Below are 24,343 nucleotides of genomic sequence, written 5' to 3' on the forward strand. Positions count from 1 at the left end.
AAATTGGGCTCACTTTTTGTTAATCTAAAACTGCATCTGGATTATTTTCTTCTAGGTTCATTACTACTTTATTAAATAGCATTAAAACACAAACGACAATTAAAATCAAACCAGATAGAATGAACATAAGTCCTATCCCCCTGTTTTTCCCAACACCTATTAAAGAGCCAATCCAAGTATTCGATAATGTACCTCCATCGATAAGAAGTGGATTGAATACTTTTTCTGCCAAAACACCTGATAATACAATTGCAACTGGAGTTATAATTTTCAAAAGTCCATCTATCACAGCACCCACTCTCCCCAAAACTTTACCTTCAATTTTGACCTGCATTATCGTACCCAATGTCGCATTTGTGAATGGAACAGGCAACATAAATATGAAAAATCCCACACCAATTATATACCAAAGAGGCGATACACCCATCACACACAAACCTATACCTGATAGTATGAGGCTGATAAATATCGCCTTTACCCTATTTTTACTAGTTGGTATAGTACTTGCAACTAACCCTCCTAAAACTAATGCTACTCCTGATAAGGAGTTTACCATCCCATAAATTACTGAATTATAATTGCCCATTATTATTGGTCCAACAAGTACAAAACTTAAATTAGCTATAAAGTTTAACAGGGCAAATACTGCTATGAGTGAGAAAAAACCTTGTTTTCCTTTTAAATATGTAAGGGCATATTTAAAATCATTGATTATATTACCCATATTTACCCTTTTATCTTCGATAACAGGCTGTGGGATTTTTTGTGATACAACTGTTCCTATTGCTACGAAGAATGTTATAAAATCGATTGTTAATAAACCTGATAAATCAATTAAAGGGTATAGAGCTCCTGCTACTACAGGTGCTATTATATTTTGAATGGATGGGATTAATTGCATCATTCCATTTGCCCTACCAAGGTTTTTCTTAGGAACAATTTCTGGAATAGAGGCAGTCAATGCAGGACCTTGAAACGTCCCAAATATTGCAGATATGAAGTTAATAGGAAAAATCATCCATAGTTTCATTTGCCCTGATACAAGCAGTAAGATCATAAACATTTTTAAAAGTGCGTCAAATGCGTCCGTGCATATAATTATATTTTTCCTGTTTCTCCTATCAGCGAATGTTCCTGCAACCGGTGCAAAAATTATCCCTGGTAAAATTCGCATTAAAACAGTCATAGTAAAAGTCATAGCACTTCCGGTTGTTTCTAGAACCCAGACAGATAACCCAAAAGTTGTCAAACCAGAGCCTAAAATAGAGACGAATTGTCCTATCCAAATTATCATAAATTTTTTCATAGATTTTTCTTGGTTTGACTTATTTTGATTCATCCCTTTTAACCTCCAGATAATATCTTATGAAAACAAGTATTAATCTAACTATTTTGATTTCTCGACATTCTGAACGCCTTCTCTCGCAGCTCTTATTGCAGTACCGATTTTGATTAATAGAGTAATTGTAATAATGCTTCCTATGAATGCTAACAACCAATTGTAGCGAAAACCTATTTGATCTGCAATATAACCACTTACCAAAGGAATAGTGAAACCAAATAAGGATCCAGCAGCAGAAATAGCTGAAATATAAGATGCTCTCCTCTCGCTTGGAATGAAATCATGAACCCATACTGAACCGGCACTCTTATCTATGCCCAATCCTAATTCGATTAAACTGGCTCCTAGGTAAAAAGCAACGATTGAAGTGTGAGAAGCAATTGTAATAGAGCCTATTGCAATTAAACCTTGTCCTATTACTGATACTTTCACACCTTCAAAACGCTTTAGAAGTATGCCTGCTAAACTATTTCCAACGGCTAATACTACAAGAAAAATAGCCATTGTAAAACCTAAGTATGCGGTAGACAATTGAAGCTCTTTGACCATATATAATTGCCATATCATTACAAAGGTTTGGAAAGCAATTCTTCCTGACATAGAGTAAATCAAAATTAATCTCATTGTGGTACTTTTAAAAATATCAATTGTGTTTCGAACAAGGGCTTTTTTAAATAAAATTGCCCTATCTCCGTAATTTTCATTTAAAATGAAAATAAGCATGATCGATGTCCCAAGTGCCATTATACCAGCAACCAATAAGGGAGAATCCGGACGACCAATTGCAACAACAGAGGACAATAAAGCCACAATAGCACCGAATATTAGTGAAATTGCATTTGCATTCGGAAACACTTTCGCTTTTAAATGAGCTCGACCCTCTTTAGTAATTTCATCAACAAACCAAGCTCCTGGAGTACCACTAATCAACGATACGCCGGCTGCCCAAAATAAAATACTCAAGATAAAGGTAAATAGATTATTTGCTTGGAAGAATACCAGTAACCCGATGGACCATATGAAAAATCCTAACACTAACGATCTTTTCCGACCGTATTTATCAGCAATGTTTCCAGTTGGAAAGTCTAATATACTTAACGCTATTGAAGAAATAGCTAATACCTGTCCGATTTGAAATGAAGTTAATCCCCTTATACCCATATGAGCAACATATACAGTGCCGAATAATTTATCAATACTTTCGTAAAGTATAATAATAAAATAATATTTCATTATTGTAGAGTCAAGTTTGATTGATTTACCAAAACGCCCCATAGATCTTATCCTCCGGTTTTTATAAAATTACTGCCTTTAATAATTCTAAAACTTAATATCTGTTCCCTTTGCCTCCGTTCATCACAGCATTTTCTTTTTCTTATTCAACCATTAGTTTTTTACCAAAGATATCTACGAAGTAGATGATTCTTAATATAGCCATTAATATATAGCCATTAATCCCAAAAATATCAAAATAAGATTTTGCCAGTTTTCTAAAATAATTAACTTTTTCCACAGATTTCCATTTATTCCCACAAAAAATATGAATAAAAATAAAAGGATTCTAACTATTAATGGGTTATCAAACACGAGAAGCCCCACATCGTTACTTTTTCTTCTTCCACCTTCGTATGATATGTATGGATGTGAAACTCGCTCCCCACCCTTCTAAAGATCTTAATTTTATTATATACTTTTTCATATGGTTTTCAACTATTTTTTTAATTGACTTCAAATATGCATTGATAAACTATTACAGAGATTTGTCAAAAAAATGTTATGTTAAAATATTTACGATTTTTTTGCCGAATATACTGTTTTTGCCATTTCTTTTACTTATTATAAGAGAGTTATGATATAATGAACTTAAGAAAAAAATATAGAAGCTTCGAGAGTTGTTAACATTCCAAAGAAAAGGTTTTTGAAGTGAATTTTATTTTATATTTTTGTTGTTATTGGGTAAAGGAAAAAGGGGTTGAGAAATAAACATTAAACTATTGTGTGAAATTGTGAATAAAGAACAGTTTATAAATTCAATTTTGGATTATATATCGAAGGTATTTTATAATGAGTTGTAAACAAAGGAGCGAAGGAAGTTGATTCAATACGAAGATTTTGCAAAAGTTGAGATGAGAGTAGGGAAAATTATACAAGTTGGTGACTTTCCAAAAGCAAGAAAGCCTGCTTATCAACTTACCATCGATTTTGGAGAGTATGGATTAAAACATTCAAGCGCTCAAATTAAAGAGGTATATAAAAAAGAAGAACTTTTAAATCGACTTGTCATTGCGGTTACCAATTTCCCACCAAAGCAGATTGCTAATTTTATTTCAGAAGTTCTTGTATTGGGAGTAAATAACGAAAAAGGACAGGTTGTTTTACTGCATCCCGATAAAGAGGTCCCTTTAGGGGAAAGAGTGTACTAAAAGATTGGTAAAGAGTTTTCTTTTTTGTTTGTTCAACTTAATTATACTATAAGTCTGATAAATATCGCTTTTACCCGATTTTTACTTCTTTTTTATTTTATCATGATAAAAATAGATTCGGCAATCAACACCATATTTTTTACAGGTTTTTAATGTATCATCTTTTAACCTTTCCCAATAAGAATTATCATTCTTATTATAAATATTATCATACAAGGGTAGCAAATGGGGTCTGGTATCCTTTATGTAATTCATTACCCTTCCTTTATAACAACCTCTCAAATTTAAATTTTCAAAACAGATATAATGGGTATGCTTATAGATCTTCTCTATGATTGATTCATAATCACAGATCCCTGGAAAGATTGGAGATATAAATACATACGTATTGATTCCTTCTGCATTAAGTTTATATAAAACATCCAGTCTCTTTTCCACCGAAGAAGCATATGGTTCTATTTCTTTTCGAAATTTATCATCTAAGGTATTCATGGAAATCCCAACCTTAATATTTGAAAACTGCTTTATCAAATCAATATCTCGCGTAACTAATGCTGACTTCGTTAAGATCTCAACATGAGCCTTAGTTCCAGTAAGCTTCTTCAATATTTTTCTCGTCGCCTCATACTTTTTTTCGAACGAATTATATGGATCTGTAACAGAACTAAATAATATTGTTTGATTCTCTTTGAATTCAGGAATTTTTATTGATGAAACCTTCTTAATATCAATAAAATCTCCCCAATTATCATTATGGTTTGTAAAACGTTTCATAAATTCCGCATAACAATAAATACATTTATGCGTGCATCCAACATAGGGATTGCATACATAATCTGCATCCGGCAATTTAGTTTTTGAAAATAATTCTTTGACTTGAACCTCACTAATATGAATCAAATTTTCACTTCCTTCCTTGTTGTTTCCACTGCTTGCTACCACGATAAGAATTATGCTTTCTATCTTTTGGAAAAGGTTGTTAAGTATTTGGATCTTAGCTGATCTTTCTAATTGCCTTTTAGGTAGAGCTAAATACAGAAACTATTTAAAAGAGACGCCCTAGAAGGGATCTAACGAGAATTTCCGTTGTTCCCTTAACAGGGAGTCTCCTTTCTTCTAAGAAATTTATTGCTCCTAAATTCCACAGCCCAGTTTGAACACATACATACCTCATACTCAATTCTTGGGCCCTCTTCAGAACATGATGTATGAGTAACTTTCCTATCCCTTGTTTTCGATAATTTTCTTCTACAGCTAAATAGTCAATCATTGCAACTTTATCCCAAAATGGGTAAGAAAGCGATATAAAACCGATAACTTTTTTATTTATAGTTGCTACATAAATATCTCCTGAATAATTTTGTATTTCCTCTTGTACTTCTTTTCTATAGCGGGTCGCATTAACGTAACGATCCAATAAGAATATCCAATCAAAGTCTTTTTCCATTTCAAAATCACGTATGTTGATATTTTTTTGCATACAACTTCCCCCTGTTGTAATTCACATGCCTAACCGCCACATTATATAAGAATACATATCCACATTCCATTCCGTGAATTTCCACATTGGCATCCCTGCACCGTGCCCTGTATCTTTTATCATGTAAAACAAAATCGGTCCTTGTTTATGCCATTCTTCCCCAATTCGTTTCCCCCTCTCATATCAGCTTCAGCATATATTCCGCCTGCGAAATTCCTTTTGTAAGTAATCCCTATAAGGTAAGGAATCAAGAATTTCTCTTGTTAATTTGTTCTCTTCATCAATCCATTTTATAACCGCAGGATGATTCAAATCTTCCATCCACCTATAAGGATCTTCTATTTTTTCACCAAATATTACTTCTTCAAATTTTTCTTGAATAGCTTTAGGATAGTCAAATTCCTGACTCCTTTCATTTCTCATAAAATCCGCCATTTTTTGTTCCCCTTTTTCAAAAATGATCTAGTTACTTTCTTAAATCTTTTAAGCTTTTTCAAACGTTGCTTCTTGTACTATGTCGTTGAACTGTTCTGCCACAGGAGACTTTCTCTACGCACCCCATAAATTGATAACAGCTTCTTTGTTCTCTCTCCCAAAGAAGGATAGGATCAAAAAAATAACTACGCCGATGATTGACATAATCCAAAGAACCGTATACGCCCAATCTATAAAAAATATAAGAAAAGAAAAAAGATAAAAAGATAATGTCACAAAGCCTAAAAGATTATTGAAAAAGCTATTTGAAAAAGGCAATGAAATCCCGCCTTCTCTTTGTATCCCTAAACTTCCTATAGACGTAAATAAAGAAAGGATCAAAACTGAGCTTAAATTCGAAAATCCAGCTTCATAACCGAATGTTTTTAAGATGATTATTGATACGAAGAACGTGAAAATTGATAAAATCATTCCAATAATAGCTGAAAACATAACATCCTTAAAGAAAACTTTTTTCAGTGAGAGATGAGTCGATGCGATTGCTTCGAGAAATCCACTCATCATTTCCCTCGTATTTTCACATATCCCACCAAAAATTATGGTAGTGAATAGCAAAGATAAAAAGGGTAATAGAACTTCTAAAGAAGGATTAACGATTCCAATAAAACATGTCATACCTATCATCATAGCCAGGCTTACAATCAAAGTTTTTATTCCCTTTTTTAAAAAGATGAGATCTTTCCACAATATGGCATTTATTTTTATTTTCATAGTCTTGCTATAGCCACCTTTTCTTTATTTATTTTCCTTATGATTCCTAAGAATATAGCGATCAAAATCGCTGAAACGAGCAGTGTTATTATAACCATTAACCTGAGTGAGTAAGTTAAGAAAAAAGCACTCAGATTCAAAAAGAGAACGGCAAATATAAAGACTCCTGAGTTAATAAGTGTGGTAATCGTGATGTTTGCAAAGAACCAGTAGCAACTTCCCACCAAACCCTCTATACCAAAGACAAAGGGAATCGCTATTGCCAAGATCAGAAGATTATTTATTGAAGGGATTACTATTTGATTATACATTATCCATGAAATGAAAGTTGAGATAAAAAGGATTATCCACCCCAGACATATGGAAACAATCGTTATTAAACGTGCTTTAATGAGAAGTATTTGTCTGACAGAAAAATGCGTGGCAAGGATACTTTCTAATGATCTATCTGAAATTTCCATAAAAAATATTTTGTTATTTAAATTAAACCCAACGATTAAAGGAATTAATAATATGAGATTTGAATAACTTTGCTGGAATTTTTCAATTGATATTAAGGATGAAATAGCTATAAATAAGCCAAGTATTATTGAAAAAAGAAAGGAGCCCTTGGATTTTTTTAAAACAGTGAGATCTTTCCATAGGATTGCATTCATCTTTTCACCCCTTTTAATGCTCTTGTTACAAGGCCTTTTCTAATTTCTGGTTCGGATTTTAATAGCTTTAAATATAGATCTTCCAACCCTTCTTCTTCTGTTTTCATCTCCTGAACTTTTACACCTGCTTTTGCCAATACTTCAAATATTCTTCCAGAATCATTCCCTTCGATGTAAATCGTGTTACCATCGATTTCTACTTTCATTTCCTTACTTAATTCTTCTACCCAAGGCCCAATTTCTTTTACTTTTACAACGGTTCTTTTGGCATTGAAACGACTTTTTAATTCTTCATAAGAACCTTGTGCTACCATCTCACCATGGTTTATAATCGCTATATTCGAACATATCTTTTCTACTTCTTCAAGATCATGTGATGTCAGAAATATTGTCTTTCCTTCTTTTTTGAGAGCAAGAAGCATTTCTCTTATCAATGTTCTTGCTTCAGGATCCAATCCAAGCGTAGGTTCATCGAGAAAGATTAAAGTGGGATCACAGATAAGAGCCCTGGCAAGGGTTAATCTTCTGGTCATACCATGGGAATATGTGGCAACAGGTTTATCCTTTACTTCCCACAACCCTGCAAAAGTAAGAAGACTTTCAATCCTTTCTTTCCTTTCACCGGGACTAGCATCTTCATAATATATCCTGTCAAAGAATTCCATGTTTTCATATCCCGTAAGGATGTAAGATACACCCAAACTCTCAAGCATGAAGCCAATCTTTTTTCTCTTCTTGTCATATTCCTTTGTTGTAACATCAACACCAAATACCTTTATTGTACCGTTAGTTGGTTTTAAAATGTTTAAAATCAGTCTCACCATGGTTGTTTTACCCGCACCATTAGGTCCCAACAATCCAAAAGCTTCCCCCTCTTTAATTGAGATGTCTATATTCCTCAAAGCAGGCTCTTCTTTTCCTCTGTATTCTTTGCAGAGATTCTCTATTTCTATAATATCCATCAAATTCATCTCCCTACAAACAAAGTGGTCGATACTTGTAAAGCTTGCTCCCTGATTTAACAGTCAACTTGCTAACCAATTACTTTTTTATTTTCCTGAATTTTTCGCTTGTTGAAATAATTTTTTGAATCGTAACTGAATGTATTTTTGTTTTTTTCAAACTTCTTTTGTGCTCGTCACACCATTTTCTTTTTCTTATTCTATCATCAGTCTTTTACCAAAGATATCTACAAAGTAGATGATTCCTAATATAGCCATTAATCCCAGAAATATCAAAATAAGATTTTGCCATTTTTCTAAAATAATTAACTTTTCCCACAGATTTCCATTCATTCCCACAAAAAATATGAATAAAAATAGAAGGATTCTAATTATGAAAGGGTTATCAAACACAAGAAGCCCTACTCCGACTAAACCACTAAGTACCGCTGACCAAATCGGAAAGGTTATCAATACCGTCAAAAGTATTTCAAAATTAGGAATTAGTCCCATAGAAAAAATGTTTGTTACATATTGCACAATAACTCCCCATAACATGAATACCTGGGTAAACAATAATACTGCCAACATTTTCCCCAAGAATATTTCTTTTATATTTAAAGGTGATGCCAAAAGGTATGAGATATTTTTATTTTCCTTCTCTTTTTGAAAGCTGATCCAACCAAATGTATAAGGTACGAAAAAAGTAACTATAAAAGAGGAGATAAGAATAGGATTAAATTTATTTGAATTTTCCAAATTAAACGCTATTACAAAGATTGTAATAACCGTCAAAAGCGAAAAAAATTGAAATCTTTTCCTTAGGAAAATTCGTAACTCTTTTTTAATTAGGGCTCTCATCATTCTTCGTCCTCCTTCACGATATAAGTATATATATCCTCAAGCGTTACTTTTTCTTCTTCCACCCTTTCGACATCTATTCCTTTATTCACGAGATATCGAACTACTGATGATGGACTTATTTTATCTCCAGAGACAATCAACTCTTTTTCCCCGATTACATTTACTTCAGAATCCTTTGAAATTTCATTTACTATATCCCTGGGAATTTTATTACTTACCTTTATTGTTACACCCATTCTAACTCCCAAAGCCTCTTTCAATTCTTCCATATTTCCAGATACAACTATTTGCCCTCTTCTCAAAAGTATTATCCTTGAACATATTCTTTCTATATCGAAAAGGTCATGAGAGGTTATTAAAAGGGTTTTTTCTTTATCATGTAAGCTTTTTAAAAATTCTACCATGTTTTTCCTGGCTACAGGATCAAGATTGGACGTTGGTTCATCCATTAAAACAATCGAAGGATCATGCAAAAAAGCTCTTGATATGGCTAACTTTTGCTTCATACCTGCGGAAAGTTCCTTTACCATACTTCCCCTATTTTCGTAAAGTCCCCATTGATTTAGTAATTCTTCTCCACGTATTTGGGAAACCCCATATAATTCACTCCAGAACTTTATATTTTCATCAACCGTTAAATCATCATATAACCCAGGCCCATCCAAAATGAAACCTATCTTTTTTCTTTCGTGCTTGGTCATCTTATCAGTATCTACCCCTAAAATTTTTGAAACCCCTTCAGTTGGTTTCAAAAGTCCTAATATTATATTTATCAGGGTAGTTTTTCCTGCACCGTTTGGCCCAATCAATCCTACAATTTCTCCCGCCTTTATTGAAATATTTATATTTTTCAAAGCTTCTACCCCGTTTTTATAAACCTTCCGAACCTCTTTTAATATTATCGTTTCCATAAATCTATTCCCCCCCTTCCAAATATTATTTCTTTTTGTACTTTTTAAGAATCTTTGACATATTGCTTTTTAAATAACTCTCTGTAACTTTCATTCTTTTGGTATAATTCTATGTGTGAACCGGAATCCACTATAGTACCGTTTGCCATAAAATATATTTTATCTGCTTTTATTATTGTTGAAAGGCGATGAGAAACCAATATTATCGCCATATCTTTTTCCTTTTCCTTCAGCCTTTCAAATATTAATTCTTCGGTACGTGAATCCATTGCAGAAGTAGCTTCATCCAACAACAGCACCTTAGGGGGATGTAATAATGTTCGAGCTAAATTGACTCTTTGCTTTTGCCCACTGGATAAAAGCAAGCAGTTTTTATTAAGAGACTCTGAAAATTCTGTTAGTTGTGTGATTTCTAAAATCTTATTTATTGTACTTTTTTCAACTTTTTCACCTAATAATATATTCTCTTCTATGCTTGCATTGAATATAAAAGGAGAACTTTCTACATATTTTATATTTCTTCGTAAATCTGAAAGATCATATTGTGAAAGTTTTAATTTGTTCAGTAATATTTCTCCTCTTTGTGGTTTATATAGCTCGGTTAATAGTAAAAGTAAAGTACTTTTCCCTGTTCCAGTTGATCCAACAATGGCTATCTTTTCACCTTTGCCGATTTGTAAATTTATATTTTTTAATATATAATTATTTCCCTCATATGAGAAGAAAACATCGTGGAAATCAATTGTAAATTCTTTTGGAAAGAGCATTCCTTTACGTACTTTTTCCTCTTCTTGGTTTAGTAAAGTTTCAATTCTATCTATTGATGGAAAAGCGGCAGGTGTGGTAGTGAAGAGAAAAGCTAAGTTCCATACTGGGACATATAGCCTTCCAACGAATGTGAAAAAGGCGATCAGCGTTGGAATATCTACTAAATCCCTCATTGATAAAATTGCACCAATGCACAAAATAATAATAGGCAAACCTTCTTCAATATACATAGTTATACTATTATATAGTTTTTCATAAAAACTTTTGTTTTTCATAGAATTATGCCAGTTGCGGATCTTGTTTTGAAAAAGATGGTAAAAATAGGCGGTTTTTTCCAATAATCTTATGATAATTGCTGAATTTATTCCTTCTTCTATTGATTTTACAACATTATCGTTTGCCTCTCGTTCTAACAAAGACATACTTTCCATCTTTGGTTTGAATTGCTTTTGGCATAATAAGTATATGGGCAAGGAACAAACGAATATTATGGCTAAATAAGTATTTAATTTAAAGGCGACATAACATCCTACCGAAAATTCAGCTATTGCCTGAAAAACAGATGTGAAAAAAAGTGTTTCTTCTCCAACTATGTCAATATCAGAAGTGAATCGCGCCATTAATTCACCCGATGGCTTCCTTTTATGGTACGAAGCTGGTAATTTTAAAACTTTTAGGTATAATTTCTCACGCAAGCTCCCTTTCACTAACAGTTTCAAAATGTCTCCATGATAATCACTTAAAAACCAAATAAAACGTGTGAAAGAATAAATAACAAGTATCAATAAAGCTGTAATCAGAGCACTTTTCATCCCTTGCCCATCGTTTATTGTTGTAATTTCTTGCATCAAGTTTTCTATTAAAAATGGAGTCACAGCTACTAGTGGTATAAAAGATAAAATTAGTATGAAATTTATAAATAACTCTTTTTTAAAACGAGAGACCTCTTCCCAAAGAAAATACAACGCGTTTTTATATTTCATTAAAGTCCACCCACTTCATGTACTCTTTCTTTTAATAGTATCACTTTGTCTAATTTTCTTATCGTCAATAATAAGTATTTCATCTTTATTAATTTTATTATATACTTTTTCATATGGTTTTCAAGTGTTTTTTTAATTGACTTAAAATATGTACTGATAAAGTATTACAAAGATTGGTCGAAGAATACTTATGTTAAAATTATTTAGGATGATTTTTATCAAATATTATGTCTTTGTTATTTCTTTTAGTTATTATAAGAGGATTATGACATAATGAAATTTAGAATAAAATAATAAAAAGTCGGAGAGTTGTAACATTCCAAAATAAGATATCTGAAGTAAATTTTATTTTGTGTTTTTGTTGCTATTAAGTAAAGAGAGTTTTCTACCGTTTCTTTATATGATTTTCAAAGGGAACAAAGAAGAGAGTTAGTCAAATTTAGTGGCAATTTTAATTGAAAAACGCCCATGTTGGGCGTCTTTTTGAAAATTACTTCAATAATTCTTTTAGCTCTTCTATGGTTATTTCAAATATATTGTCGATTATAAGGTTTATTCTTCTTTCTTCAGTTTCTTTTATCTTTTCTTTTACCTCTGTGGTTAATTGTCTACTAAATCGTTTACTTAGTAACTTTAATGCTACTCCTTTTTTTCTTCAAGTGTTCCTTTTTCCATTCCTTCGTTTCTTAACTTTTCAGCTATCGTTAAAACTATTTAACCCCTTCCAAGCATTATTTCTTTTTGTGCCTTTATTATCTCTTCTATCGTTACCTCTTACCTTACGTTTAATAGGTAAATCATACACGGTTCCGACTATTCTTGTAACTATTCTTCTTGTAGTTGTTTTACGTAAGTGAATACCCTATTTGATAAGTTCGTTTCTACGTTCCAGACTTCTCTCCCATGGTATATTACTATTCTATTATTATCGGTACCTTTTTTGAATGACAATTATTTATCATCTTAGCTTGAGGATTTTAAGACTTACCCTAGTTGTAAGTGAAAGCTAGCCAGAAATAACTTTCAAGCATCTTGTTGGCGCGACATAGATAATTAAACTGTTCACTGAAAGCTGTTTGTTTTAAACCAGATAGAAAACAAGTTGATCGAGTTTTTTTCAATGTGTTGTAGACCAGATGTCCAGATCAGTTGTGGTGGGAGTATATGTCTCTGTGAACCATGCTGAAATATTAACCACTTAAGGAATCGTATCAGTCGATCAATTTTTTTTTGAGATTTTGGGGTAACATCTTGATTTCAGGTAGTTTAGTTTCCCCTTCTAACTCGATGGGGAACAACCCAAACGGATAAGATGTTCTTTAAGAGGTTTTATATCGTCTAATGGTAAGTTTTTGGAAATGTTATTGAAAAGTTTTATTACTTCGTAACAGTGACAAAAGGGCCGTGTTTCTCCTTTGAGAAGGTGATTCAGCAATCGAGTTGTATCTAGTGGATATTTTTCTGCGAAATTTTCTTTATCTAACCTATAATAAAACATTTCTGGAATTTTTAAAACTGGGTCTAACTTGGCGACAATTAAATCTACCACTTCAGAAAAGACAGGCTGCAATGCAAAAACCCAATCTACCATATTCCCTGCTTCTTCCGGACTCAAAGGGAGAGGAATACCGTCAGTACGTATGGACCAGTAATTTCTAATCCATTTGTTCCATATTTCTTTAATTGCTTCTTGGGGAAGAGAGGTAAGTTGATTGGTAACTTCTGCAGCCCACTTTCCCCTTGTTTTCTCATCAACATTTTCTATAAATTTGTCTAACCAGCCACTCTGAATAGGATCTATTGAACTTCGCACAGCAATACTGGCTAAATGAACACAAAGAAGATCGTATGATTCTGAATCTCTTCGCAGATTATTGTAAGCCTGCTCATATAGAGGTAACAAGTCTGGCAATAATGCCTCATTCCATTTCCCCCACCGAAGATATCCTTCCCAAGCCTGTTCGGCACGCTGGGCATCAGCATCAGTATTCCAATCAAGTAAAGGTAATATCTTTTCACGAGTCCATTTATGGTCAAGAGAAAATAAAAAATGAAGTTGGCTGGCAAGTATAACCCGACCCATTGCAGCTGTATTAGACTTTGCTGATATAATTCTCTCAAAACGACCTTTGTACTCATCAAGTATGCCCTGCCGTTCATTTTCTTTTTGGGATTGGTGTCTGGCCAGGGCTAAAACCCAGAATTGTGTAATTACCCCTCCAACGTGGTTAATGGCGGTTGTTAACCAGTCATTGATATGATTCAGGATTTCTTTTTCATCGTGTTTCTCTACCTCTTGCCATAGGCGGTCTACAATAGTTTCTGCACAAGGCAATAGCGAGGTTGGCAAACTTCCTTCGTTTGCTTTGACCTTTTCTTTCAACAGTTCGGTTATACTATATCTATGCTTCCATATTTCTTTGAAATGTTCCAAGAATTGCAACACTTCTTTCCACTGAGCTTCAGTTAAATTGGTTGACTGCCATCCAGAAATAATAGCATCCCATAGGTCAGTGTCCCATTCTTCCCTTGCCTCAAGTTCTTCAATTAGCTTCCAACCCCACAGAAAAGAGCGAGCTACAGCTTTTTGAATCACAGACAAAAGCCCTTCTCTATCAAGCCCTAAAATTTCCTTTTCTTGATAGGTTAACAAAAATTCAATTATCTGTGAAACAGGCTTGGAAAGAAGTTCCTCCACGGTTACAGGGCTTTGGGGCCCTACCCATTCCGTTGAGATATACCAATCTAAATTAGGATATTCTCTGGGTTGAAAATCAGGATGCCTAGCTTGAATCTCACTAAACTTCTGGTGTACTAATGAACAATTTGGAGCGATTTGCTCTAACCAATATAAAAGATTGTAAACTTCATAGTTTTGACTTCTTAAATTAGCAGGATCTTTCTCATTTCTTTCACAATTTGCTAAATAAGTCTCGACATTCTCCAAAAGACGTTGACGAACCGCTACGTCAGCTTTAGGATAAGCGACTTTAAGCAATTGAAAAACTTCATGTTTAAGACCATGAACAAAAAGCCAATTGTTTGTCAAAAGTTTTTGAAGTTTTTCATTGGGGTTGGAATTATGGTCAATTGTTACACCGTAAATTGCCAATCTCTTAAATATAGGAATGTTGGATAAAGTCCATTCTTGAATAGTAGTTTGAGCTCGTTCAGGATCATCCTTGAGGAGCAATTCTATTATATCCCTGGCAAAATCAATAAGTAGGTCTAAGCTGCCAGGATATTGGTCCTGTTCATGGGGTTCAATGGCAGATCGCTTAAAGCTGACTGGATCCCACTTATCGTTAGCACAATCAACGTTACACAATAAACGATGGGCACTTTTTAGCTGACCTGTAATTATTGGCGCTAGCTCATGAACAAATTTTTTAAGATTAGGTTTAAAAAATTCCTTCCATGCCTCGCTGAAAAGGTAATCATCAGCTGGTATAGTTAATTTAAAACCAGATGGTTCTAAAACCAAGTATGGAGTAGAAAGGTATTTGAAAATACGAATTGCTATAGTGGCATATTCAGTAGAACAACACTTTTGTAATAAAAAATCTAAAGAATTTCCTTGGGTTGAAGGATAAATGGGAGCTATTAATAAGAGTTCCACCCATTTAGCAAGAGTCGTAGGTTCGGGAAGTGATTCGGAAAACCCTAGGTTTCCAGCTATATTCTTCCAGAGCAAAGGGCTCAATACCTGACCTTGCTTTTGTACCACAGCTAAAGCATCTTCTGGATAACGACATGCATATTTTTCAGCGAACCACTTAGCAAAAGCATCACTGATTTCATCTGAAGGGTTGTTTAAACTAAAGAGAGGCTTGAAGACGCCTTTCCCCTCAGCCCATTGCAACCATTCCACCCTCTCAGCATATTTAGTAAATATGTTAACCTTTATCGGATCTTTGATAACTTCTTCAATATAGCTGTCTTCTTCTCTATCAAGGGACGGTGGTAACTGTACTAAGTCTTTGATGCGTTGCTCATGTTCTACAAGGCCCATTCTGGTTTGGTTTACCCAAGATTTTACAGATTCAACAAGGGCTTTATGTTCTTGATCGTCGGGACTATGCTTATATGGAATTAGTTTTATTCCCTTGTACTTCCACTTTTCTATCTCGTCCTCAGGAACAAGGGCAAAACGCTCAGTCTCTGGTGGAAGGCCACGACCTAGGTATTCCATAGGGAGATCATTGTGACTGTAGCCAACAAAGAGAACTTTGTAGTTACCAAATATCCCTACCAAAAAACGTGCAGCCCAACCTTCTGTAAGGTAGGCACGACCGAAGTCCCTATCAGTGAGGATTAATTCTTCTGGTTTCTGGTCTACACAGCCGTGAAGATAAATAATGCCGTTGAATTGATGACCCAAAGGAAGAGCAGGAGCTCGATATATGGGGACTTCACCTTGAAAATTTTTGGCTGCAGCTTTGCTAAAGTGCGTATCAAAATTAGTGGTCACAATCCGAACTTCTTCAGGGTTGCGAAATAACGATAAAAGAGCGTAATGAAGTTCTGTGGGTTCTGATTCTTGATTCTTTATTCTCTCCCAAACTAATTTATGAACCTTAGGACCTTTCCCCTCGAGATACCCTAAAAAATGATCGGGAGCTTCTTTCTCAGGCTCCCATGTCAACAAATTACCTGTTTTAGATTCAACTTCTCTGACCAGTTTTTCGAAATTAGGTAGATTAGACGGGGGACTCATGGATACTCCAGCGCCGGCAAATATAACTAGTTTTCTTTCAGCTTGAGCATTAATAAGCTCTTCCGGTACTTCAATTTCACCTATCCACATAATCTTCTTCCTTTTCATTATTATTGATCTTTCATCTGTTTTTATACCAACCTTTCAATTTATCAGTCAATATCTGCACCATACATTGTAACCCACCAATTTTGTTATTTTATGTATCCTTCTTTTTTTAAGAAATACTGTGATAAATTTAGTATTCTTTTATCTTTCATTAGGTCTTTGAAGAATTTTTCGTATTCTGGTTCGCTTTTGTACCATTTGTGTATTAAGTCTAAAAAACCGATATCTTCATCCTCTTGTTTTATATACAACCTTGCATAACCATATCTGTTCCATATATTTATCTGGACCATGTAATCATAAGATAAAGATTCTATGATTCCTTTTAGGGTTTCTCTGTCTTTTTGTATGGCTTCTTTTTCTTTTTCTAAAATTGAGAGAAGGAATAACAGGAATCCTTCTCCCAGTTCATCAATGATTATTTCGTTTTTTTTAGATGTTTCTTCATCAAAATCATAGAAATCTTCGTCTTTTTGAAGTGCGTAACCAGGAACGATTTCAAAGGTTTTTAAAGTTTTTAGTACTTCTACTATTTCCTTCTTGTTTTTCACTTCTTTTCTGAATCTAAGGATGTTTTCTCTTTCGTAAGTTTCAAATTTGAGTTTGTCTAAAACTTCAAGTTGGTTGTCGGTGAGTGCTTCTAAATAGTAACCTAAGTACAGTTTAATCAAGATAAATTCTCCTACAGTCTGAATATTTTCAACTGTTCCGAAAGCTCTTCCGATAAAGTAGAGAGTTCTTGAGAGTTCTTTTCAATCTTCTTTGCGTCTTCTTTTTGGGTGTTAATTGAATTGGTTATCTCACTCAAACTTTCGCTAATAGAGGTTATCGCTTGTGCGACTCTATCCATGGCTGAACTCATTTCTTCTGTGCTTGCGCTTTGTTCTTGCGAAGTTGCTGTTAAGTTGTCTATTCCACTGTTTAAATCTTTTACCATGTTTAAAATTTGTTGGAATTTATCGTTTATACCGTACATTTGATCGTTGATATTTTGTATTATTCCAACGGTTTCGTTTGTGCTGTCATTTACGACGTTGGTACTGTTTTTAATACCTTCAAGCATTTTTTCGATTTGTGAAGTTGCGTTTTTGGAATCTTCTGCCAAACTTCTTATCTCATCCGCTACAACTGCGAATCCTTTTCCTGCTTCTCCTGCTCTTGCTGCCTCTATAGCAGCGTTCAAGGCTAGAAGGTTAGTTTGCTCTGTTATAGAATTTATCGTGTTAACGATCTTACCAATATTTTCAGATCTTTCTATTAGGGCTTTTACTACATCTTGCGTTTTTTTGGATTTATCCACAGCTTCTTTTATCGTTTTATCTATAGATTTTATAGACTCAAGTCCTTCGTTGGCGGCATTTTCTGTTTCTGAAGCAGCGGTGTTAAGTTCTTGAGCTGATTTAGAAACATTTTGAGCGGCTGCCGATATTTCCTGAATCCCTGATGTAACCTCTTCAACGGAGGCGGAGGTATCTTCAGCGTTTTCACTTATTTCAGCAGCCTTTTCCGAAAGGGTTTGTGCCGATTGAGAACTGTTTTTAGAAACATTGAGTAATTCCATAGCAGAACTGTCAATCTTTAAAGAGCCTTCTCTTATTGAGTTTATAGAATTTTTCCAGGCACTTATCGCTTGATTTAGTGAATCTGCCATTTGTCCAATTTCGTCTTTGGAGTTTATTTCAACGGAAGTTGATAAATTACCTTCTCCTACCTCTGAAAGATACTTCTTCAGTTTGTCTATCGGTTTTATAATGTAGTAAATAATGAATATCATACCTAATATTACCGCAACTACGGCTGTTATTGTGAAGAGTATCAGACTGAACATCGTGGTAGATCTTACTTCACTGAACAAATTGTTAGTATCTACTTTGGTAATAACTGTCCAATTTGGATCACTAATTTTATCATAAGCTAAAAAAGTTGACCCATTTTGAACATACATGGAACCACTTTTTTGGGTTAAATTTTTAAAGTATTCTTCTTGTGAAATGTCTTGACCGATTGTGTCACTTTCTGGATGAAGAATAATCTGACCTTTTTGGTTTATTACATAAATTGTTTCCTCGAAACCTAACTCATTACCAATAATTTCATAAACCTTGGACATATCTAGTTCTATCCTCACTACTCCGACTATTTCATTTTCAGTGTTTTTTATAGCCTTTGAAAGAGTAAGTATGGTGGCACCTGTTACCGATTGCTCAAAAGGATCTGATACTATAACTTCTTCTGGCTTTTGAATAGCGTCTTTGTACCATGGCCTTACTCTTGGATCATAATCACTTGCTAGTTGGTTTTCGTATTCTATAGGTCTTGCAAAAGCATCACCATTTTCTGAACCTACATTAATAGACGCAAATTCAGGATATTCATCAATTAAATTTTGGAGCTTTTGATACATTCTATCTCTTTCTTCTTGTGATTGCTCAAGCAAATTGATGACATCGGGATCAACAGCTATTGAAGAAGTAACTTTTTTGAGATCATTCATGTACTGATTAATAAAATTGGCTGTTTGGGAATTGTTAACTTCGATTAATTGAGAAGTGTCTTCTCTTAAAATGTTGCCATAATTCAATGATGAATATGTGATAAAAAATGCCATAGGTACAACGGATACCAAGATGATTAAAACTGCCATTTTCCATTTGAGAGTCATATTTATTTCCCCCTGAATTTATTTTTTTATTTTGCCTTTAGAATTTTATAGCGCCCTTTCACCCCGCACCCCAACTTTTCCCACCAACAAGTTTTTTAACTTTTTCTCCAAAGTTTCATAGGAAAAATATTTTTTCCCAAGTTCAAAATTCTTCTGGACGATCTGTGAAGCCCTTTGGGGATCGAATAGAATTTGAAAAATTTTTTCTTTTGCTTTAATAATTTCGTTTTGGTTGACTCTGTACATACCCCTTTCATATTCAGCTTTACTACCAAGACTGACAACCTCAAAGTCTAAGGGAGCTATGTCTTTTTTGTAAACAGGATATTCGAACATCAACACAGGTGTTTTTGCGAATATCGCTTCCAAAAATTGATTACCAAACCCCTCTAAAATGCTTGGATAGGTTATAAAATCAGCTATTGCATAAAAATCCCATAGAGAGAAAATTTCTTCCTCTTCGTGTCTGATGTCATCGGAAATGGAAAAAGCTAATTTTAGTTCTACATCTTTTTGTGAGGCGTATTCTTTCAACACTTCTACATAATCGGATTCTTCCGATAAACCAGGTAAAACCAAAAATACGTTAGTGTCTTGCGTTATCTTTTTACCGTTAAAAGTTGTTTTTCCAATATACTTTTTTAAATCCTTTTTTACTTCTGCTACTGTGTCGATTGCCAATTCAATAGCTTTCCTTCTGACGATTCTAGTTGCTTGTAAAAATATTAGATCATTTTGAGAGATACTTAGTTTGTCGTATATCTTTATGTTGTAATCGTCTATTTCCCACCGCTTTTGGTTAAAATCGAATACGTTAGGTATAACGATACTATCCAACCCTTTTTTATTTTTTAACTCTTCTTGTGCTAGCGAATTTATGACAACGTGAGTTATATCTTTTGGAGGAAAATATTCTTCCAAGATCTCTTTGATGTAATCGTTGGTCGGATTTTTGTAAAAATCTCTTTCCCAATAAAAATCATGGTGGTGACCTATCATTTTAATACCGTTGTCTTTACAAAACCTGTATATAGCCACAGCTGCTGCAGGATTGTGGGCTAATGAAAAGATGTTATTCACAATCATTACATCCAAATCCATCATTTCATACAGTTGATTGTAAATATCTTCTATGTATCTATTCATCTCTTTTTTAAAATAATTCTCGTCCCACTCGTCTAAATTTACAAAAGATTTTTGTTTGAGTATGTTACTTCTTTTGTCCGTATATGCGATGTATGGGATTTTAAATCCGGGTGATGTTCCCATATCTCCGGCGATTAAATACGTTTTTAAATGCATATTTCTGAGAACTTGCTTCCATTTAACCATTTCTAAGGAAACACCGTCTGTTTCTCCTACTCTGTAGTGTACTAAACCAATCTCCATTGGATTGACTCCCCTCCATGCTACTTTTTATTCAGAAGAGGCGGAATTTCCTGCTAAGTATCCACTAGACCATGCCCATTGCAAATTGTATCCGCCGCTTTCTCCAGCTACATCCATAACCTCACCTGCAAAAAATAAATCAGGTATAATTGTAGACTCTAAAAGATAAGGGTCTATTTCAGTTGTATTAATTCCCCCTAAAGAAATCTGAGAATCCTTCCAATTTGTTGTACCTACAACTTCGAAGTTCCACTCTTTTAAGTTATCGGCTAGCATTTCTATATCTTTATCATTCAAACTGCTAACAGGTGCCTCCAAATCTTTAAATCCTATCTTTGATAAAAAATATCGAATAAATCGTTCATCGATAATGCTTACCAGTAGGAGTTTTATAGGTCTTTCAGGCTTTGATCTAATCTTTTTGGTTAAAAAATCCACTAAACTTTTGTGCGAATAGTGAGGAAAGGGTATAATTTTTAGAAAAAGAGGAATGTTTTGTTCTAAGTATTCATGTACGTAATTACTGAGTTCTAATATTGGTATACCAGAAAGGACATCATCTTTTTTGAAAAGTATTTCACCTGTGTAATTTTTGGAAACAATTTCACCGTTTTGATCTATTAGAAATACATCCCCTTCTAACTTTGAACCTGCAACATCCTCAATGATATGTGGCCTTACTTTCAAAGGAGCTAAACCTGGTCGTAATTCAACAATTGAATGTCCCAAATCTTGGAGAGTAGGAAATATACTACCGTTAGATCCGTATTGAGGAGAGGAGCTTCCGCCTGTTGCCACGATCACTTTATCTGATTGTAATACTCTGTGTTGCCCTTTAATGAGAAATTTTTCGTTATCTTTAATTATTTGATCGACTTGGAAGTTAAGTACCACTTCAACATTGTGCTTTTCTAATTCATAGATGAAATTAGTAACGATATCTTTTGATTTTTCTGTGTAGGGGAATAGTTTGGAACCCTTTTCTTTTACCATTATTCCTAATTCTTCAAAAACACTAAGTGTTTGGACCACCCCAAAAATATCAAGCACTTTTTTTACAAAAGGCAAATTGTTGCTGTAGTAATGGGTTTCATTCATGTCCAAATTTGAGAAGTTCCCTCTCCCGTTACTGCTTGCCAAGAGTTTTTTAGCCAGTTTGCCTTTTCTTTCAATTATTCTTACTTTTGCGCCGTTCCATGCTGCAACTGTTGCAGCCATTAATCCAGCAGCTCCTCCACCTATCACGGTAATCAACATAACACATTTCCCTCTTTTAGAAGATTAACTTGCTTTTTAAATTTCAATTTCTTTCAATTTATTTTGCATTTGCAATACAGTTTCTAAGACTTTTCCTAATGTATGTATATTGTTCACAAGTTCTTCTATATTTTCTTTTGAAGCGAGCAAGTTGTTGGTGTTTTCTTTAAGTTCTTCTTTTCCCGAAACCAAATTTTGCGTTAATTGATCCATGAAGGCTAAATTTCCATTTAACGTAACAAGAGCTGCTTCAATAGAATCGGTTATGGTTGAAAATATTGCTTCTAAGTTGTTTATTATTCCTTTGACTTCTAGTACCTGATTTGATAGGTTAACGATTCTTTCAGAAATTTTACTTGATGCGATGTTAGTTTCTGAGGATAATTTTTTAATTTCTTCGGCTACTACTGCAAATCCTCTGCCGGCTTCTTTTGCTCGGGCAGCTTCTATTGAAGCGTTTATCGAAAGTATGTTAGTTTGTTTGGCAACGTTTTTTATAACGTTTGTGAGTTCTTCTATTTCTTGAAAATTATCCATTAAATGCGATACACTTTCTAGTGATTTTTCTACATCTTTTCCTACTTCATCAAAATCCTTACCAAACTTCTTTAATTTGGAGATGATTTCTTCATTATTAGCAGAAATCCTTTTTTTCTCTTCTTCTCCATTTTCTACTGTTTTTTCAATTACATTTGAAGTACTCTCTATACTTTCTATGAGTTCAACAAGGGTTTCTCCAACTATATTAGTTGAATCGTTAACTCTCTCAAACCTCTCTCCCAATACTTCCTGGAGTTTTTCGATGAAAGAAACGAGAAGATTTTCATGGTACACACTTTTTGCTAATCCTTTTATGGTATCAGTATAATTCTCTTTTTCACTCATTTTGCCCCGACCCTATAGATGGTGTCTATTAGATCAATCCCACATTCTAAAGATTCAAACCAGTTTAAAAATTCTTTGTACTCTGGCTTTTTATATATAGCCCCATGCTGTGGCACCATCTGTTCAACATCCAACTTTTTAACTGTGTCAACCCATTTTTTGCAAACTTTGTTGGATGCCATATACCTTTTGTGAAATCCTTCTATGTACTTTATATGTTCTGAGAAATTTTCCACAAAAACCTTATCTTTCCCTTCAGGGAAAACAGATACACCTATATCCCCTGAAAAAAGTATTTTAGAAATCGGATCGTAGAGGTTGAAATTTCCCGTTGAATGTAAGAAATGTGCGGGAATTATTTGTAATTCAGCCCCATCTTTAAATTTTATCTTTCCTCCAGAATCTTCTATCAAAACCATCCTGGATTTTTCAAAAACTCCAAAGTGAGGTAAAAATCGCTCCCATAATTTAGATATATAAAACTTAGTTTCCAATATACTGTCCCACAAAGTTATTCCCGATGATACGTCGGGATCTTGATGGGAATAGAACACATGTTTGATCTTACCCAGGTCAAGAAATTCAACGACGCTTGCAAGAACGCGTGGAAATACATGTACTCCTCCTGGATCGAGTAATACACCTTCGTCATTGTGAACAATTAGATACTGATTAGTCGGAATACCTTCAACGCTTTTTCTTTCCGATCCTAAAAAAACGAATTTGTGTTTCCCATTGTCAAACAGGGTTATGATATTTTCGTTATCCATATTATTGTCCTCCTTCTAGAGCAATTTTAATGACTTTTGAAATTTCAAAAGAATATATATAGCGCCCCTTTGCTTCGCTCCCAGCCCCATCTATATGAGTTTATTAAAATGGAAAATTTATATTACTAACATCAAAAGAGCCTAATTCTGCCTCATTTTTGGGAATATTAACTTCTCCGTCTTTCACCAATTTTTCCAAAAAGACTAATTCTGCAACGACTTCATTTGGGACCATTCCTTTCGTATATTTCATGAGGGAGATACCCATACCTTCTTCTTCTATTCCTAGAACGTGATGACCGGAATTGAAATTTCTATCGTACAATGCAGACCTGATCCCTTCGAATGCAGCAACATCAACCTTTTTTCTTGAACTAGTTAAAACATATCCTGGAGCCATATAATCTTGGTCCATATCGTATCCGATTACGAAATATCCTCGTCCTTTTTCAAAGTATTTGTCGATAATTTGATTTAAAGGGGCATTATCAGGTAGGCCATAAAATGATGAACCCACTTCTTTGGCAGCGTCTATAACAGCTGCGGTAGTTACCCCTGTGAAGACAATATCCGCTCCATGATTGTAATGAGAAAGAGCAATTTGTTTAGTTTTGGAGGAATCCGTAAAACTACCAACGTAACCTGTAATTACCGTTACGTTTTCCCCTTTAATTTGATTAAAGGCTTCAACGCCTGCACGATACCCAATTTCGTACCTTTTAACAGGAGGAATTTCTAACCCGCCAATAAAACCCACTTCATTGGTTTTTGTCATGGAAGCCGCCAAATATCCAAGTAAAAATCCACCTTCTTCTTCTTTAAAAGTATAAAGAGCTAAATTAGAAGGAATTACTTGATTAGGAGATGGTTCTATGTCTATCCCTATGAAAAATGTATCAGGATACTGCATGGCGAAATTAAACAAAACATCTGCCATCATGAATCCAACACCTATTACTACATCTCCTCTTTGAGCAGCGT

Annotated in this window: 21 protein-coding genes; 1 reads left to right on the top strand and 20 read right to left on the bottom strand. The window is 34.2% G+C overall.

The window, feature by feature from the left end; translation table 11 throughout:
• Nucleotides 1-19 precede the first annotated feature (19 nt).
• Nucleotides 20-1,339, bottom strand: coding sequence for an MFS transporter (locus X925_RS04000; protein ID WP_121959185.1), 1,320 nt, complete (start codon nt 1,337-1,339; stop codon nt 20-22).
• A 48-nt stretch (nt 1,340-1,387) separates the two neighbouring features.
• Nucleotides 1,388-2,617, bottom strand: coding sequence for an MFS transporter (locus X925_RS04005; protein WP_121959186.1), 1,230 nt, complete (start codon nt 2,615-2,617; stop codon nt 1,388-1,390).
• Nucleotides 2,618-3,435: 818 nt separating this feature from the next.
• On the opposite strand from X925_RS04005, the gene X925_RS04010 reads away from it, so the two are divergent.
• The gene (locus tag X925_RS04010; RefSeq protein WP_121959187.1) at nt 3,436-3,765 is read left to right on the top strand and encodes a tRNA-binding protein; all 330 of its coding nucleotides are present in this window, start codon (nt 3,436-3,438) and stop codon (nt 3,763-3,765) included.
• A gap of 81 nt (nt 3,766-3,846) precedes the next feature.
• Here X925_RS04010 and X925_RS04015 read toward each other — a convergent pair whose 3' ends face one another.
• From X925_RS04015 to X925_RS04100, 18 genes are all read right to left on the bottom strand, one after another.
• The gene (locus X925_RS04015) at nt 3,847-4,707 is read right to left on the bottom strand and encodes a radical SAM protein (RefSeq protein ID WP_158245404.1); all 861 of its coding nucleotides are present in this window, start codon (nt 4,705-4,707) and stop codon (nt 3,847-3,849) included.
• 103 nt (nt 4,708-4,810) lie between these two features.
• A complete protein-coding gene (locus X925_RS04020) occupies nt 4,811-5,245 on the bottom strand; it encodes a GNAT family N-acetyltransferase (protein ID WP_121959189.1) in 435 nt (144 codons plus the stop codon).
• 189 nt (nt 5,246-5,434) lie between these two features.
• Nucleotides 5,435-5,680, bottom strand: a complete 246-nt coding sequence (locus X925_RS04025; protein ID WP_121959190.1) for a hypothetical protein — start codon at nt 5,678-5,680, stop codon at nt 5,435-5,437.
• 114 nt (nt 5,681-5,794) lie between these two features.
• Nucleotides 5,795-6,451, bottom strand: a complete 657-nt coding sequence (locus X925_RS04030; RefSeq protein ID WP_121959191.1) for a hypothetical protein — start codon at nt 6,449-6,451, stop codon at nt 5,795-5,797.
• On the bottom strand, nt 6,448-7,107 hold the full coding sequence (locus tag X925_RS04035; RefSeq protein WP_121959192.1) for a hypothetical protein: 660 nt from the start codon (nt 7,105-7,107) through the stop codon (nt 6,448-6,450). Before X925_RS04035 ends, X925_RS04030 begins: the two co-directional genes overlap by 4 nt.
• A complete protein-coding gene (locus X925_RS04040) occupies nt 7,104-8,069 on the bottom strand; it encodes an ABC transporter ATP-binding protein (protein WP_158245405.1) in 966 nt (321 codons plus the stop codon). The genes X925_RS04035 and X925_RS04040 overlap by 4 nt, the downstream gene beginning before the upstream one ends.
• 195 nt (nt 8,070-8,264) lie before the next feature.
• Nucleotides 8,265-8,912 carry a hypothetical protein gene (locus tag X925_RS04045; protein ID WP_121959194.1) on the bottom strand — a complete coding sequence of 216 codons (648 nt, stop codon included), beginning with the start codon at nt 8,910-8,912 and terminating at the stop codon, nt 8,265-8,267.
• On the bottom strand, nt 8,909-9,823 hold the full coding sequence (locus tag X925_RS04050; protein WP_121959195.1) for an ABC transporter ATP-binding protein: 915 nt from the start codon (nt 9,821-9,823) through the stop codon (nt 8,909-8,911). The genes X925_RS04045 and X925_RS04050 overlap by 4 nt, the downstream gene beginning before the upstream one ends.
• A gap of 44 nt (nt 9,824-9,867) precedes the next feature.
• On the bottom strand, nt 9,868-11,574 hold the full coding sequence (locus X925_RS04055) for an ABC transporter ATP-binding protein (RefSeq protein ID WP_121959196.1): 1,707 nt from the start codon (nt 11,572-11,574) through the stop codon (nt 9,868-9,870).
• Nucleotides 11,575-12,399: 825 nt separating this feature from the next.
• Nucleotides 12,400-12,525 (bottom strand): hypothetical protein, encoded by a 126-nt coding sequence (locus X925_RS10530; protein ID WP_255408255.1) that lies wholly within the window; start codon nt 12,523-12,525, stop codon nt 12,400-12,402.
• 328 nt (nt 12,526-12,853) lie between these two features.
• Nucleotides 12,854-16,381, bottom strand: a complete 3,528-nt coding sequence (locus X925_RS04065) for a DUF4020 domain-containing protein (RefSeq protein WP_121514820.1) — start codon at nt 16,379-16,381, stop codon at nt 12,854-12,856.
• Between the two features lie 104 nt (nt 16,382-16,485).
• The gene (locus X925_RS04070) at nt 16,486-17,070 is read right to left on the bottom strand and encodes a hypothetical protein (protein WP_121959197.1); all 585 of its coding nucleotides are present in this window, start codon (nt 17,068-17,070) and stop codon (nt 16,486-16,488) included.
• An 11-nt stretch (nt 17,071-17,081) separates the two neighbouring features.
• Nucleotides 17,082-19,061 (bottom strand): methyl-accepting chemotaxis protein, encoded by a 1,980-nt coding sequence (locus X925_RS04075; protein WP_121959198.1) that lies wholly within the window; start codon nt 19,059-19,061, stop codon nt 17,082-17,084.
• 45 nt (nt 19,062-19,106) lie between these two features.
• Complete coding sequence (locus X925_RS04080; RefSeq protein ID WP_121959199.1) at nt 19,107-20,450, bottom strand: glycosyltransferase family 4 protein; 1,344 nt, start codon at nt 20,448-20,450, stop codon at nt 19,107-19,109.
• Nucleotides 20,451-20,477: 27 nt separating this feature from the next.
• The gene (locus X925_RS04085) at nt 20,478-21,707 is read right to left on the bottom strand and encodes an aminoacetone oxidase family FAD-binding enzyme (protein WP_121959200.1); all 1,230 of its coding nucleotides are present in this window, start codon (nt 21,705-21,707) and stop codon (nt 20,478-20,480) included.
• Between the two features lie 36 nt (nt 21,708-21,743).
• Entirely contained in the window at nt 21,744-22,592 is an 849-nt protein-coding gene (locus X925_RS04090) for a methyl-accepting chemotaxis protein (RefSeq protein WP_121959201.1), read from the bottom strand.
• Nucleotides 22,589-23,362: an MBL fold metallo-hydrolase gene (locus tag X925_RS04095; protein ID WP_121959202.1), complete on the bottom strand. Its 774-nt coding sequence runs from the start codon at nt 23,360-23,362 to the stop codon at nt 22,589-22,591. The genes X925_RS04090 and X925_RS04095 overlap by 4 nt, the downstream gene beginning before the upstream one ends.
• 103 nt (nt 23,363-23,465) lie before the next feature.
• On the bottom strand, nt 23,466-24,343 hold an 878-nt coding region (locus X925_RS04100), incomplete at its 5' end, for a BMP family protein (protein ID WP_146026683.1).

The sequence above is a fragment of the Petrotoga sp. 9T1HF07.CasAA.8.2 genome (assembly GCF_002895585.1).
GTDB classification, from domain to species: Bacteria; Thermotogota; Thermotogae; order Petrotogales; family Petrotogaceae; genus Petrotoga; species Petrotoga mobilis.

Bases quoted from the DNA above. Each gene is read 5' to 3' on its own strand.
- X925_RS04000 (WP_121959185.1), bottom strand. From the start codon at position 1,339: ATGAATCAAAATAAGTCAAACCAAGAAAAATCTATGAAAAAATTTATG.
- X925_RS04005 (WP_121959186.1), bottom strand. From the start codon at position 2,617: ATGGGGCGTTTTGGTAAATCAATCAAACTTGACTCTACAATAATGAAA.
- X925_RS04020 (WP_121959189.1), bottom strand. From the start codon at position 5,245: ATGCAAAAAAATATCAACATACGTGATTTTGAAATGGAAAAAGACTTT.
- X925_RS04025 (WP_121959190.1), bottom strand. From the start codon at position 5,680: ATGGCGGATTTTATGAGAAATGAAAGGAGTCAGGAATTTGACTATCCT.
- X925_RS04030 (WP_121959191.1), bottom strand. From the start codon at position 6,451: ATGAAAATAAAAATAAATGCCATATTGTGGAAAGATCTCATCTTTTTA.
- X925_RS04035 (WP_121959192.1), bottom strand. From the start codon at position 7,107: ATGAATGCAATCCTATGGAAAGATCTCACTGTTTTAAAAAAATCCAAG.
- X925_RS04040 (WP_158245405.1), bottom strand. From the start codon at position 8,069: ATGGATATTATAGAAATAGAGAATCTCTGCAAAGAATACAGAGGAAAA.
- X925_RS04045 (WP_121959194.1), bottom strand. From the start codon at position 8,912: ATGATGAGAGCCCTAATTAAAAAAGAGTTACGAATTTTCCTAAGGAAA.
- X925_RS04050 (WP_121959195.1), bottom strand. From the start codon at position 9,823: ATGGAAACGATAATATTAAAAGAGGTTCGGAAGGTTTATAAAAACGGG.
- X925_RS04055 (WP_121959196.1), bottom strand. From the start codon at position 11,574: ATGAAATATAAAAACGCGTTGTATTTTCTTTGGGAAGAGGTCTCTCGT.
- X925_RS04065 (WP_121514820.1), bottom strand. From the start codon at position 16,381: ATGTGGATAGGTGAAATTGAAGTACCGGAAGAGCTTATTAATGCTCAA.
- X925_RS04075 (WP_121959198.1), bottom strand. From the start codon at position 19,061: ATGACTCTCAAATGGAAAATGGCAGTTTTAATCATCTTGGTATCCGTT.
- X925_RS04080 (WP_121959199.1), bottom strand. From the start codon at position 20,450: ATGGAGATTGGTTTAGTACACTACAGAGTAGGAGAAACAGACGGTGTT.
- X925_RS04085 (WP_121959200.1), bottom strand. From the start codon at position 21,707: ATGTTGATTACCGTGATAGGTGGAGGAGCTGCTGGATTAATGGCTGCA.
- X925_RS04090 (WP_121959201.1), bottom strand. From the start codon at position 22,592: ATGAGTGAAAAAGAGAATTATACTGATACCATAAAAGGATTAGCAAAA.
- X925_RS04095 (WP_121959202.1), bottom strand. From the start codon at position 23,362: ATGGATAACGAAAATATCATAACCCTGTTTGACAATGGGAAACACAAA.